The following is a 12,576-nucleotide window of genomic DNA, read 5'->3' as shown; positions in this document are numbered from 1 at the left end:
GATCCTTAGTCCGCCTACTACGACGAGATTATGACTTCCTGGCGTGGATGAACAGATTGCGCGGGGTCAATTGATGGTCACAGAAGGTGCCGATTTCCACGCTGAAGCCGGCCTCCTGCAAGCGCTTCGCGCGATCCAGCGCCAGCCATATCTCCAGCGGGCGACGAAACAGATGGCGAACCAGCTCCAGACGCTCAACTTCCCACAGCCTGTGCCAGCCTGCGGCTTCATGGCGGGCGTAATCGAGCGATGACGGCAAGTCCAGCCCCTTCTTGCGGGCCGCCCAGGTACAGAAATCCGAAAAGCGCTCGGGCAGCTGCCCATAAGCCAGGCTGGGAACGGGGAGGTAGCTGTCGACACCCCTCAGTTCGCGCTGGAGCTCATCGAAGCCCAGCCGCCAGGCGTTGGCCTGCTCGCGTCGGCGCCGCACTCCCCGTGGCGCCGTTACCGTCTCCTGAACCGCCAGCGTCAGGTCGCTGCGAACGAGCGAGAAAGCGTGGCTGCGGCAAAGCGCACGGCCGCACTGCGACACGGGCCGATAGTCGGCCGCCTCGGTGCGGTGATAGCAACATGGCGCCAGGGAGACGCTGCTGCCCGATGCCACGGCCTGCTCGATCAGACTCAGATGAAGGTCACCACAGGCATGCAGTGCTACGACGTGAGACTGCGCTGTAAGAAAGCGGCCCACGTTCGGGGCCAGTACGTCCTGCTGATGCAGCCTCACCGGGGCCTGCTGCACCGTGGCCAAGTGCTCTCCTTCCTGGCACAGGACGGCCTGCCACTCCAAGGCGGTAACCTCGCGGCCATGCCAGCGCGCAAGGGCTCGTGACAGATGCCCCTTACCGGCACACCACTCCAGCAGTGTCTCCCGCGGCGTCACCTTCAGATGCCGCACGAAGGCCTCGATCTGCTGCCACTTGCGACCGCCCACATGTTGAGCCCACGCCGGCGGCAGCGCAACGGGCTCTAGCGGCAGGGTCGGCAGCGACACCAGCTCGGCAAGCTCGGCTACCGGCAGCCAACCGGTAAGGGGCGAGTCTTGCCAGGGGTTGCTCTGCAGGCTCTCCAACTGCGCTTCGCTCAGCCCGAGCAGCGTATCGGTCAATTCGGAAGAGACAGCGTTCAGGGGCGCTCGCCGATGAATGAACGGAGAGGAACGCCAGACAGGCTGCCATTCGGCCAGCAGGGCGGTAAGGCGTTCGAAGCGCGTATCAATATTCGATGCGGGATGCTTCGGCATCGAACTCCACCGCTATCCGGATGCCCTCTTCCAACGTTGCCTCCTCACCTAGCGCCTGCTGCAGGGCCAAAGTGCCCTCTACCCTGCCCGCCACATGGGCCTTGCCCCCTGTCACTTCGAAAGTGTCCAGCACGAGGGAAACATCGGCCTCGTCAGAGGTGAAGACGGGCGGCATGGCACTGGCTCCGATGGGGTGCAGCAGGTCGAAATCGACGACCTCTCCCTCAATGAGGGTAATGCTGAGAGAGAGGGAGTCGCGGACTCGCCAGCTATCCGGTTCGATGAAACCGACAAGGTCGATCACGGTCCGGTCGCCCGCTACAGTAAAGGTGGCGTTGGAGTCGGCACCCTGGCTCAGGATGAACCACTCCTGGTCCTGGCCATCGAGCACGCCAATCATGTTGCCCACCATCTCCGCTGGCTCCTGGCCATGCGCCAGACCGGACAGGGCCAGCAGAGCCAATGGCCATCGCCAGAACGGCAGCGTCACTTTCCTGCGCATTGTTCCCCCTTGCCGTGGCTTCGGCACTTTGGCAGCCGGCTCATTCTCCCGGCACCCCGGCTGGCTGACAAGCCCCGCGCATCCATCTCTCCGGGCACGGGCAGACCATGCCAACGGCTCGCAGGAATTCCAGCGGGCTACCTCAGCATAGCTGGCTTGGCGACGCACGGAACCGTCGAGCCAGGCATGTAGCCGAGCGTTACCCCGGCAAGCGACGTAGTGGTATGGTCAGCCCAACGCCCGAACATCCGGCCTGTTTCTCAGGTGAATGGAGAACACCATGATCGACTTCTGGACCTGGACGACCCCCAACGGCCGTAAAGTCTCCATCCTGCTGGAGGAGCTCGGCCTTCCCTACCGTGTCCACAGCGTGGATATCACCCAGGGGGAGCAGTTCGAGCCTGCCTTCCTCGAGATAAGCCCCAACAACAAGATTCCCGCCATACGTGACGACGAGACCGACACCGTCCTGATGGAGTCGGGGGCGATTCTGATCTACCTGGCCGAGAAAGCAGGTCGTTTTCTCCCCAGTGACCCGGAACAGCGCTACCGCACCCTGGAATGGCTGATGTGGCAGATGGGCGGGCTAGGCCCCATTCTTGGCCAGGCCCACCATTTTCTGAGGTTCAACGCCGGTCAGGCGCCCTATGCCGAACAGCGCTTTCATGCCGAGGCCGAACGCCTCTACCGTGTGCTGGACGCCCGCCTGGCCGACAATGCCTACCTGGCCGGCGCCGAATACACCATTGCCGACATGGCTTGCTGGCCCTGGGTGTCACGCTACGAGTGGCAGCGCATCGAGCTGGCAGACTACCCCCACGTGAGGCGCTGGTATCTCGAGATTGCCGGGCGCCCAGCAGTGCAGCGCGGCTACCACGTACCGAAGAAGGTCAACGAGATTCCTCTTCCATGAGTCAGCAAGACAGGACGAGCCCCCAGGGGGCGGCAACACGCAGCGTGCTGGTGACGGGATGCTCCAGCGGGATCGGTCATGCCGCCGCCCTCGCCCTGGCCCAGCGGGGCTGGCAAGTGTTTGCCACCGCACGCCGTGAGGAGGACCTGGCCCGCCTGCATGAGGTGGGGCTCGTGCCGCTGCCGCTGGAGCTGACCTCGAGCGCCTCCATCGACGCCTGTGTGACTCGGCTGCTGGATCACACCGGCGGCCGTCTGGATGCACTGTTCAACAACGCCGCCTATGGCCAACCCGGCGCCGTGGAGGACTTGACCCGCACAGCACTGCGCGCCCAGTTGGAAGTCAACCTGTTCGGTACCCACGAACTCACGACGCGCATCATTCCCATCATGCGCGAACAGGGCTTCGGGCGCATCGTGCAGAACAGCTCGGTGCTCGGTTTCGCTGCCCTGCCGTATCGCGGCGCCTACGTGTGCTCCAAGTTCGCTCTGGAAGGGCTCACCGATACGCTGCGCCAGGAACTGCACGGCAGCGGCATCCACGTCAGCCTGATCGAACCCGGCCCGATCGCCAGCCGCTTCCGTGAAAACGCCTACCGTGCCTTTCGCGAGCACATCGATACCGAGAGCAGCTATCATCGCTCCATTTACCGTACGGTCGAGGCGCGACTGGCAGGCCAGGGCGATTCCTCCGGCGGCGCCTTCACCCTTGGCCCGGACGCCGTGGTCGACAAGCTGATCCACGCGCTGGAGAGCCGTCGCCCGAAGGCACGCTATCATGTCACCTTGCCCACTCACCTGTTCGGCTTCCTCAAACGCCTGCTCACCACACGCGGCATGGACCGGGTTCTGCTGGCATCGACACGCGACGAACGTAAAGGAGACTGACTTGAGTCGAATCATCTCGCTGCTATTCATCGCCGCCATGGCCTATGGCGGCCTCTATCTTTATTACGGCCATGTCGTCAGACAGGCCATCGACCAGCAGCTGGAGGCACGCGGTCTCTCCGCAGTGGAAGTACAGCGCATCGAGTACGCCCCGCTGGCACCGCTGAGCACCCAGGCCACCATTCGCGCCGAGGTCGGCTACCGCGGTGCCGATGCCACCGTCACCGTTCGTCTTCACGGCCACCCGGTATTCTCCGACGAGGTACGCCTGGAACTCGACGGCCTGCAGAACCTGCGGCTAAGGTTTGGCGTGGGTGGTTGAAACGAATCGATCGAACAGGGTGGATGAAACAGGAGGTGCAGACGCATGTGCAGTGCCTATGTCATCGGTCAAGTGACCGTGCACGACCCCGAGCGCTGGATGGAGTACGTCGAACGCGTGCCCGATACTCTCGCGCCATGGGGCGGCGAAGTGGTGTTGCGTGGACAACGCACGGACATGCTGGCAGGCGAGCCGGGCCATCCCAACATCGTGGTGATCAAGTTTCCCGACCGGGCAGCCGCGGAGCAGTGGCACGCCTCGCCCGAGTACCAGGCCCTGGTACCGCTGCGCGACTCGGCAGCCCAGGTCGACCTTGCCGCCTACCAGGCCTAGCCTTCGGCACAGGCGAGCCACATGGTATGATTCGCGTTTTATCGGCGAACGATGCCGTACTCGCCGGTACGACATTACGCCCACCATCATGAAAGGAGCACGACATGGCCAAGGCAACTGCGCGGCATATTCTGGTAAGCAGCGAAGAGAAGTGTGAGGCCCTCAAGGCCGAGATCGAGGGCGGCCGCGACTTTGCCGAAGTGGCACGCGAGCACTCTTCTTGCCCGTCCAGCCGCCAGGGCGGCGACCTGGGCAGCTTCGGCCCCGGTCAAATGGTGCGTGAGTTCGACGAAGTGGTGTTCTCGGGCGAGCTGAACAAGGTCCATGGCCCGGTGAAGACACAGTTCGGCTATCACCTGCTGGAAATCACCAGCCGCAGCTGAGGCCAGCCGACCGGGCGTCAGCGCATCGTCGCCCGGCAGGATAAGCCGCTCGTGCCTGCCACGGCGGCTTTTTCGTTACGCATGCTTGCCAAGAAGGACGCTGCATGACCCTTTCAATCCCCCCCTTGCCTCTCACCATGGCCGAACACGGCAGCGCCTCAGGTAGCGGCGGCGAGGCCGGCGCGCCGATCATCCAGGTCGAAGGGCTCTCCAAGACCTATGGCGGCGGCTTTCAGGCGCTCAAGGAGGTGAACCTGACCATTCGCCGCGGGGAGATCTTCGCCCTGTTGGGCCCCAACGGCGCCGGCAAGACTACGCTGATCAGCGTGATATGCGGGCTGGTCAATGCCACGTCCGGCCATGTCAGGGTCGACGGATTCGACAACGTCAGCGCCTATCGTGAAGCCCGTGAGCGTATCGGTCTGGTTCCCCAGGAGCTGACCAACGAGGCATTCACCACGGTATGGGACACGGTCAGCTTCAGCCGCGGCCTGTTCGGCAAGCCCAGCGACCCCGCCCATATCGAGAACGTGCTGCGTGCGCTGACCCTATGGGAAAAGCGCAACAACAGGCTGCTGGAGCTTTCCGGCGGCATGAAGCGGCGGGTGCTGATTGCCAAGGCACTGTCGCACCAGCCCCAGGTACTGTTTCTCGACGAACCCACGGCGGGGGTCGACGTGGAGCTGCGACGCGAGATGTGGGAAGTGGTGCGTGGCCTGCGCGACCAGGGGGTGACCATCATTCTCACCACCCACTACATCGAAGAAGCCGAGGAGATGGCCGACCGTATCGGCGTGATTCGCCGCGGCGAATTGGTGCTGGTAGAAGACAAGGCCACCCTGATGCAGCAACTCGGACGCAAGGAGCTGACCCTGCACCTCGATACCCCTCTTGAAAGCGTTCCCACCGCACTGGCGGGCCACGATCTCGTTCTGGGAGAGGAGGGGCATGCACTGGTCTATACCTACGACGTCACCCGCCAGGACGAAGGGACCGGCATCGCCGGGCTGCTGGCGGATCTCGAAGCCACGGGAATCAGGGTCAAGGATCTGCATACGCGCCAGAGCTCGCTAGAGGAGATCTTCGTCAACCTGGTCAGGGAGAGCGCATGAACCTGCAATCGGTGAAAACCATCTATCTGGCCGAAATGTCCCGCAGCCTGCGCACCGTTCTGCAGAGCATCGTCTCGCCGGTAGTCTCCACTTCTCTCTATTTCGTGGTGTTCGGCGCCGCCATCGGCTCGCGCATCAGCGAAGTGGACGGCGTGAGCTACGGCGCCTTCATCGTACCCGGGCTGATCATGCTGATGCTCTTGACTCAGAGCGTGTCGACCGCCTCGTTCGGTATCTTCTTCCCACGCTTTTCGGGAGCCATCTACGAGATTCTCTCGGCACCGATATCTTATTTCGAGATCGTGCTCGGCTATGTCGGCGCAGCGGCTACCAAGTCGATCATCCTGGGCTTGATCGTACTGGCTACGGCACGACTGTTCGTACCCTTTACCATCCAGTACCCCTTGATGATGCTGCTGTTTCTGATGCTCACCGCCGTGACCTTCAGCCTGCTCGGGTTCATCATCGGCATATGGGCCGACGGCTTCGAGAAGCTGCAGCTGGTACCGCTGCTGATCGTGACGCCGCTGACCTTTCTCGGCGGTACCTTCTACTCCATCGACATGCTGCCGCCCTTCTGGCAGGCCGTCACGCTGCTCAACCCAGTGGTCTATCTCGTCAGCGGTTTTCGTTGGAGCTTCTACGGTACCGGCGACGTCAGTATCTGGGCCAGCCTTGCCACCATCGTACTTTTCCTCGGCCTCGCGCTGGCGGTGATCAACAAAATTTTCCGCACCGGTTATCGGCTCAAGCCCTGAGCGAAGTCTCAGCCCGAGATGAAAAGTAGTATCAGTCGGGCCAGTTGCAGTATTAGCGCCACGGCACAGTTGCGACTGGCGCTTCCCAACTTTCTTGACCATTCTTCAAGTCACGCGCGTTTGCGACAGCGCGCACGGCAAAAGGAGTACGCGACGTACTGATTGGATGAGCAGGAATCGAGAATACCTAGAACACGGGTGAACCACCGCCCGCCGCTCCTGGCGACTCATCACAAGGGAACTGCAAATGGCTGCTGGCAAGAACGAGGCCAGGGAGGGGGCTTCGCTCAATTGGCGCGCCGAATTCGACGACGCCGCGCTGGAAGCGCTTTATCGCCGCACCATGCGGCTACAGGACGCACACCAACTACGCTATGTGTTGTGGCTGGTCGCTGCCGTTTTCCTGATGTTCATCGTGGCGGACTACGCTCTGCTTGGCGAGGATAGCGAGTTCGTGATCCTGGCGGCCATTCGTACTTTCGTGACGCTCTGCTGCCTGGCATTGGCACGCTTCATCGGCCGGCACCCCGCCCAGGCCCATCAGCCGCTACCTCTCAACCTGGTATGCTTTACGACCATCACCGGCCTGTTGGTGACGATCTACTTTCATCCCGGCAGTATCGGCTTGCATGTTTCCATCATCGTGGTATCGAGCCTTACCATCTACCTGCTGCTACCCAACCGATTGCCGTGGATCCTCGCCTGGACCGGCTACCTGTCGTTCGGCTTCGTCATGGTATCGCTGCTATGGAAGTCCCTGCCTCCCGGAATGCTTGCCAGCACCTTGATCATCCTGCTTTTCTCCAACCTGATGGGCTGGCTTACCTACAGCCGGTTGAACCGGCTGCAGCGCAAGCAGTTCGCCCTGCTGATGGATGAGCGGGATGTCAATCGCAAGCTGCAGAGCGAGATCGAGGAGCGACGGTTGCTGGAGGCTCAGCTGCGCCACATGGCCAGTACCGACCCGTTGACCGGCATTGCCAACAGGCGACATTTCTTCGAACTGGCGGAGCGCGAGGTCCTTCGCGCCGACCGGGAGCTCACGCCGCTGTCCCTCTGCATGGTCGACATCGACCTGTTCAAGATGCTCAACGATCATCACGGTCATGCCGTTGGCGACCTGGTACTGACGACCGTAGCTTCCTGCTGCGCCTCGGTGCTGCGCGAGACGGACCTCATCGGACGCTATGGCGGCGAGGAGTTCGTCATCGCTCTTCCTCAGGCCGATCCCGAAACCGCACTGGACATTGCCGAGCGCCTGCGCCACAAGGTGAGTTCGCTGCAGCTGCCAATGCTCCCTGCTGGCCATCGGCTCTCGGTAACGGTGGGCATCAGCCGGGTTGCCCCGGGGGAAATGAGACTCGAACCGGCTCTCCAGCGGGCCGACGAGGCGCTCTACGTCGGCAAGTCCCGCGGGCGAAACTGCGTGGTCGTCGCAGAAGAGGCTCCCTCCGCCATGACCGCCAGAGCATGAGCGGCGCAATCAGGCCGTTGCTCAACCTCGCATGTGCCCTACGAAGCCGTGGGTTGAACTCGGCGGCGGCCCCGGTATGATTCGCCTCTTGCCACAGCTCACCCAGCGCTCGATATAGCGCCCCTGAAGGCGGAGACGGCCATGCCGATACAGCACTGCATCGTTCACGACATCGACAAGGCCAGCGGCGAGCAGCCGGCAAGCCTGAGAGCGGCAAACGCTGAACTGGGCGCATCGGCACTGCTGGAAGAGCTGCTGTCGGGCTTCAACGATGCTTACCATGCCAAGACCAAGGCTTGGGGTCATTTCCTCACGCAAGAGGCCGACGAGACCGACTCGACCCCCACCTTCGCCGCTGGGCTGGCCGATTATCTGGACGGCCGGCTCGATTTCGTTGCCTTCAGCCGGAGCGTCGCCGAGCGCTTGCTGACGCTGGTCGATGCCCACCTCTCAACTTCCGGTCACCTGCTGTGTATCGACTACCGCCAGGGGGAGACTCACTACCTGGGGCTCGCTCTTCTGCATCAGCGTGAGGGTTTCGGCATCGATAATGCCCTCAAGGTGGTGCCTGCCGCCCAGCTCAACCTGGCACGCATGAGCCTGGGCCTGCGCATCAACCTCACGCAGTGGCGTAGCGGTGAAGCCTCGCGCCATTACGTCTCCTGGATTCACGACCGCGGTGGCAGGAAGCTCTCGGAAGACCTCGCTGCCCTGCTGGGTGCTGCCGAGGGCATCGACGCCACCGGCGAGACCCGTACCCTGCTCAAGGCCTTCAGCGATTACGTGGAGCAGGAGGACATCGGTGAAGAGCAGAGCCGGGAAAAAACCGAGGTTCTCATCGACTACGCCAACGAACAGGCCAGCCGCGGTGAGCCGATCACCCTCGAAGAGCTCTCCGAGCTGCTCGATGAGCAGCAGCCCAAAGCGTTCTACGACCACATCCGCAACGCAGATTACGGCCTCTCGCCCGAAATTCCGCCGGACAAGCGCACGCTCAGGCAGTTTCGTCGCTTTACCGGTCGTGCCGGTGGCGTCTCGATCAGCTTCGACTCGCATCTGCTCGGTTCGAGCATCGAGTACGACGAGAGCCAGGACCGGCTGATCATCAAGCAGGTCCCGAAGCAGCTCAGGGAGCAGTTGAAACAGCGCAAGGAGTAACCTTCACTCCAGCTACTCGATACCGAAAGCGGCCTCGGCATTGGTCAGCCATTCACGAAAGACCTGCTGGCCGCGGCGGGTAAGATCCGCACCATGGCGCAGCGCCTGTTCGCGTAGCTCGACCGGATCGACCTCTGCCTCGGCAAGCTCGGCAGCATGGCCGATCAACCAGGGCTCGATCCGGGCCGGATCCACTTCGAGATGAAACTGCAGGCCCAACACCCGAGCACCGACCGAAAAGGCCTGATGGGAACAGGGGTGGCTGTACGCCAGCCGCGTAGCGCCGGGTGGGGTTTCGAACATGTCGCCGTGCCAGTGCAGGACAAGATCGGGATTGCCGATGTGCCGCAGCGGCCCTTCCTGCCCTTCACGAGTCAGGTAGACGTCGGCAAAGCCGATCTCCTTCTCCGGCATGGGGAAGACCCGCCCCCCCATGGCACGAGCGATGAGCTGCGCCCCCAGACAGATGCCTAGCAGCGGGCGCCCCGAATCGAGCCGGTGACGAATGGCATCGAGTTCAGCGCCGAGGAAGGGATAGAGCGCATCGTCGTTGGCCCCGATCGGCCCCCCAAGTATCACCATCAGCTCGGGGCTGTCGACATCCAGCGCTTCCAGCGCATCCGGCCCCAGCAGGCCCGGGTCGAGATAGCGGATCCGATAGCCGAACTCCTCGAGAATCGGTTCGAAGATACCCAGATCCTCGAAGGCGACGTGACGGATGGCAACGACACTCTTCATGCGCAAGAAACTCCTTTTCCTGTACTGACGGCCTGCAAGCGAAAGAAACCACCCTGGCAGCATAGCCAATCGAGCATGGTGGAAGGAACCCGTGCGGTTGCCGTGATGCCGAAAAGCGGACTAGCTTGAATGTGCAGGAGCGCGAAGCGCTTCAATGGAGTCGTGACAAGGGAGCCCGGTCATGCAGGACAAGGAAGTGGCAAACCAGGAGAAACCGCTGGTCGTGATCACGGGGGCATCGGGCGGAGTCGGCACGGCACTGTCCCACAGCCTCAAGAACGATTACTTCATCATCGGGCTGGACAGAAGCGCGGGGGAAGAGGCCGACGAGAGCTACGAGTTCGACCTCACCGATGCCGACTCCATCAAGCAGACGATGGAGAAGATCGCCGAGCGGCACGGGCGCGATATCGCCGCGGTCGTTCATCTTGCCGCCTATTTCGACTTCACCGGCGAAGAGTCGCCGCTCTATGAAAAGGTCAACGAGCAGGGCACGCAGAACCTGCTCGAAGCGCTTGCGGAGATGAACGTGGAGCGCTTCATCTACTCCAGCACCATGCTCGTGCACGAACCCCAGGTGCCGGGGCATCGAATCGACGAGCAGACGCCTATCGGCCCGACATGGGCCTACCCCAAGTCCAAGGCGCGTACCGAGGAGGTGATTCGCGAGCATGCCAGCATGCCCTACACGCTGCTTCGGCTAGCCGGGATGTATGACGAAAAGACCAGCGTACCCACCCTGGCGCACCAGATTGCGCGCATCTACGAGCACACCTTCAAGAGTCACTTTTACTCGGGCAACACCAACGCCGGCCAGGCCTGTGTCCACAAGGAGGACATGATAGATGCATTCCGTCGCACCATCGACCGGCGTGGCGAACTGCCCGAGAAGAACGAAATTCTCATCGGCGAGGAGCACGCCGTCAGCTATGAAGCGCTGCAGAACCGCCTGGGCGAACTGATTCACGGCAAGAAGAAATGGAAAACCGTGGTCATGCCCAAGGCGCTGGCCAAAACCGGTGCGCTACTGGAGGAAAAAAGCGAACCGCTGGTGCCGGACGACTTCGACAAGGGTGAAAAGCCCTTCATCCGGCCTTTCATGATCGACATGGCCGACGATCACTACGAGCTCGACATCCGGCGAGCTCGGGAGCAGCTCGGCTGGGCGCCACGCCATGAGGTCTTCGATACCCTGGAAGCCATGGTCGACCACCTGCTCAGCGACCCCCACGAGTGGTACGAGGCCAACGGTATCACCCCGCCGGACTGGATCGAGGAAGCCGAAGAGAAGGGGGTGAATGCGGAGCGCGTGCTGGAAGACCATCAGGATCATACCCAGCGCGAACACTATCGCTTCCTGTGGGCGCACTTCTTCAACATTGCGCTCGGCGCCTGGCTGGTGGTCTCCCCCGCCACGCTGGGCTATGACGGCGCCTTGGCCTACAGCGATATGGCCTCGGGCCTCTTGCTCGCTCTGTTCGGCGCGCTTTCGCTGTCGATGAAGCTAATCTGGGCGCGCTGGGTGTGCGCCGCGATCGGCCTATGGGTGCTGTTCGCCCCGCTGGTGTTCTGGAGCGATAGTGCTGCGGCCTACCTCAACGGCACACTCATCGGGACCTTGGCCATCGGCTTCGCCGCGGTAGTGCGTCCCGCCCCCGGTATCTCGCCTGCAGCGGCGATGACCGGCCCCACCACGCCGCCGGGCTGGAACAATAACCCTTCAAGCTGGTTTCAGCGCATGCCGATCATCGCGCTCGCCTTCGTCGGCTTCTTCGTCTCGCGCTACCTCGCCGCCTATCAGCTCGGCCACATCGATGCGGTATGGGACCCCTTCTTCGCCGGCACGCGGGAAGGCCTCAACGGCACCGAGGACATCATCACTTCGGAGGCCTCGGAAGCGTGGCCGGTGCCCGATGCCGGTCTGGGTGGCATGGTCTACATGCTCGAGATCATGCTCGGCTTGATGGGCGCGGCCAACCGCTGGCGCACCATGCCCTGGGTGGTGGCCTCGTTCGGCGTCCTGATCGTACCGCTCGGCGTGGTATCGGTGACGTTCATCATCATCCAACCGATCCTGATCGGCACCTGGTGCACGCTGTGCCTGATTCAGGCCGGTGCGATGCTGCTGCAGATCGCCTATGCCTTCAATGAATTCGTCGCCACCGGCGAATTCCTCAAACGGCGCCACAAGGTCGGTGCCCCCGTGCTCAAGATCTTCTTCACCGGCGACACCGACGAAGGCCCCAGCGAGTCGCCGGACGAGAATTTCCAGCGCAAACCCATGACTATCGTCCGCGATGCACTGGGCACCGGTGTCAATCTGCCCTGGAACCTGGCGTTGTGCATCGTGATCGGCGCCTGGCTGATGCTTACCCGAGTCACCTTCGGCGCCGAGGGCACCCTGGCCAACTGGGATCATCTGGTAGGGGCGCTGATCATTACCATGGGTGTCATCGCCATGGCTGAATCGGCACGCCCGGTGCGCTGGCTGATGATACCGCTGGCCGTCATTCTCCTGCTCATCCCGTTCCTCTACGGAGCCGGTACGGCCGCCATGATCAATAGCCTGGTATGCGGTGTGGCAGTGATTGCGCTGAGCCTGCGTCGCGGGCCGATCCACGGTGAATACGGCAGTTGGAGCCGGCTACTGGCATGATGGATTGCCGGGGCGCGCCCTTGGGGAGCCCCGGCTGGTTCATGCGCTCATGACGCAGCGCTGATATCGTGTTCCCATGCCTGCCTTGAGTGATGCCTCA

The 12,576-nt window shown here is 62.5% G+C and carries 13 protein-coding genes; 10 read left to right on the top strand and 3 right to left on the bottom strand.

The features are described 5' to 3' along the window. Positions 1–28: 28 nt before the first annotated feature. Both AC2VNO_RS02580 and AC2VNO_RS02575 read right to left on the bottom strand, forming a co-directional pair. A complete protein-coding gene (locus tag AC2VNO_RS02580) occupies positions 29–1,240 on the bottom strand; it encodes a methyltransferase (protein ID WP_486932669.1) in 1,212 nt (403 codons plus the stop codon). Continuing rightward, the gene (locus AC2VNO_RS02575; protein WP_486932668.1) at positions 1,212–1,742 is read right to left on the bottom strand and encodes a hypothetical protein; all 531 of its coding nucleotides are present in this window, start codon (positions 1,740–1,742) and stop codon (positions 1,212–1,214) included. Before AC2VNO_RS02575 ends, AC2VNO_RS02580 begins: the two co-directional genes overlap by 29 nt. Positions 1,743–2,022: 280 nt before the next feature. Here AC2VNO_RS02575 and AC2VNO_RS02570 point away from each other — a divergent pair, with 280 nt between their 5' ends. From AC2VNO_RS02570 to yejK, 9 genes are all read left to right on the top strand, one after another. Next, on the top strand, positions 2,023–2,655 hold the full coding sequence (locus AC2VNO_RS02570) for a glutathione S-transferase family protein (RefSeq protein ID WP_486932667.1): 633 nt from the start codon (positions 2,023–2,025) through the stop codon (positions 2,653–2,655). Next, positions 2,652–3,542 carry an SDR family NAD(P)-dependent oxidoreductase gene (locus AC2VNO_RS02565; protein ID WP_486932666.1) on the top strand — a complete coding sequence of 297 codons (891 nt, stop codon included), beginning with the start codon at positions 2,652–2,654 and terminating at the stop codon, positions 3,540–3,542. The genes AC2VNO_RS02570 and AC2VNO_RS02565 overlap by 4 nt, the downstream gene beginning before the upstream one ends. A gap of 1 nt (position 3,543) precedes the next feature. Continuing rightward, on the top strand, positions 3,544–3,864 hold the full coding sequence (locus AC2VNO_RS02560) for a hypothetical protein (RefSeq protein WP_486932665.1): 321 nt from the start codon (positions 3,544–3,546) through the stop codon (positions 3,862–3,864). Between the two features lie 45 nt (positions 3,865–3,909). Next, on the top strand, positions 3,910–4,197 hold the full coding sequence (locus AC2VNO_RS02555; RefSeq protein ID WP_486932664.1) for a DUF1330 domain-containing protein: 288 nt from the start codon (positions 3,910–3,912) through the stop codon (positions 4,195–4,197). A gap of 104 nt (positions 4,198–4,301) precedes the next feature. Continuing rightward, entirely contained in the window at positions 4,302–4,580 is a 279-nt protein-coding gene (locus tag AC2VNO_RS02550) for a peptidylprolyl isomerase (protein ID WP_228577441.1), read from the top strand. A 137-nt stretch (positions 4,581–4,717) separates the two neighbouring features. After that, positions 4,718–5,692: an ABC transporter ATP-binding protein gene (locus AC2VNO_RS02545; RefSeq protein ID WP_486932702.1), complete on the top strand. Its 975-nt coding sequence runs from the start codon at positions 4,718–4,720 to the stop codon at positions 5,690–5,692. Next, complete coding sequence (locus tag AC2VNO_RS02540; RefSeq protein ID WP_486932663.1) at positions 5,689–6,450, top strand: ABC transporter permease; 762 nt, start codon at positions 5,689–5,691, stop codon at positions 6,448–6,450. Before AC2VNO_RS02545 ends, AC2VNO_RS02540 begins: the two co-directional genes overlap by 4 nt. 247 nt (positions 6,451–6,697) lie before the next feature. Beyond that, on the top strand, positions 6,698–7,924 hold the full coding sequence (locus AC2VNO_RS02535; RefSeq protein ID WP_486932662.1) for a GGDEF domain-containing protein: 1,227 nt from the start codon (positions 6,698–6,700) through the stop codon (positions 7,922–7,924). A gap of 141 nt (positions 7,925–8,065) precedes the next feature. Next, on the top strand, positions 8,066–9,082 hold the full coding sequence (gene yejK / locus AC2VNO_RS02530) for a nucleoid-associated protein YejK (RefSeq protein ID WP_486932661.1): 1,017 nt from the start codon (positions 8,066–8,068) through the stop codon (positions 9,080–9,082). A 12-nt stretch (positions 9,083–9,094) separates the two neighbouring features. Here the strand turns inward: yejK and AC2VNO_RS02525 are convergent, their stop codons facing one another. Next, a complete protein-coding gene (locus tag AC2VNO_RS02525; RefSeq protein WP_486932660.1) occupies positions 9,095–9,820 on the bottom strand; it encodes a glutamine amidotransferase in 726 nt (241 codons plus the stop codon). A gap of 181 nt (positions 9,821–10,001) precedes the next feature. Between AC2VNO_RS02525 and AC2VNO_RS02520 the strand changes: the two genes are divergently transcribed. Further along, a complete protein-coding gene (locus tag AC2VNO_RS02520) occupies positions 10,002–12,476 on the top strand; it encodes a vitamin K epoxide reductase family protein (protein ID WP_486932659.1) in 2,475 nt (824 codons plus the stop codon). The last annotated feature ends 100 nt before the right edge of the window (positions 12,477–12,576 follow it).

This window comes from Halomonas sp. TH-94 (genome assembly GCF_057473365.1).
The sequence above is the reverse complement of the archived record's forward strand: the minus strand, read 5'-3'. Positions and strand labels throughout refer to the sequence as shown.

Bases quoted from the DNA above. Each gene is read 5' to 3' on its own strand.
- AC2VNO_RS02580 (WP_486932669.1), bottom strand. From the start codon at position 1,240: ATGCCGAAGCATCCCGCATCGAATATTGATACGCGCTTCGAACGCCTT.
- AC2VNO_RS02575 (WP_486932668.1), bottom strand. From the start codon at position 1,742: ATGCGCAGGAAAGTGACGCTGCCGTTCTGGCGATGGCCATTGGCTCTG.
- AC2VNO_RS02570 (WP_486932667.1), top strand. From the start codon at position 2,023: ATGATCGACTTCTGGACCTGGACGACCCCCAACGGCCGTAAAGTCTCC.
- AC2VNO_RS02565 (WP_486932666.1), top strand. From the start codon at position 2,652: ATGAGTCAGCAAGACAGGACGAGCCCCCAGGGGGCGGCAACACGCAGC.
- AC2VNO_RS02555 (WP_486932664.1), top strand. From the start codon at position 3,910: ATGTGCAGTGCCTATGTCATCGGTCAAGTGACCGTGCACGACCCCGAG.
- AC2VNO_RS02550 (WP_228577441.1), top strand. From the start codon at position 4,302: ATGGCCAAGGCAACTGCGCGGCATATTCTGGTAAGCAGCGAAGAGAAG.
- AC2VNO_RS02545 (WP_486932702.1), top strand. From the start codon at position 4,718: ATGGCCGAACACGGCAGCGCCTCAGGTAGCGGCGGCGAGGCCGGCGCG.
- AC2VNO_RS02540 (WP_486932663.1), top strand. From the start codon at position 5,689: ATGAACCTGCAATCGGTGAAAACCATCTATCTGGCCGAAATGTCCCGC.
- AC2VNO_RS02535 (WP_486932662.1), top strand. From the start codon at position 6,698: ATGGCTGCTGGCAAGAACGAGGCCAGGGAGGGGGCTTCGCTCAATTGG.
- yejK (WP_486932661.1), top strand. From the start codon at position 8,066: ATGCCGATACAGCACTGCATCGTTCACGACATCGACAAGGCCAGCGGC.
- AC2VNO_RS02525 (WP_486932660.1), bottom strand. From the start codon at position 9,820: ATGAAGAGTGTCGTTGCCATCCGTCACGTCGCCTTCGAGGATCTGGGT.
- AC2VNO_RS02520 (WP_486932659.1), top strand. From the start codon at position 10,002: ATGCAGGACAAGGAAGTGGCAAACCAGGAGAAACCGCTGGTCGTGATC.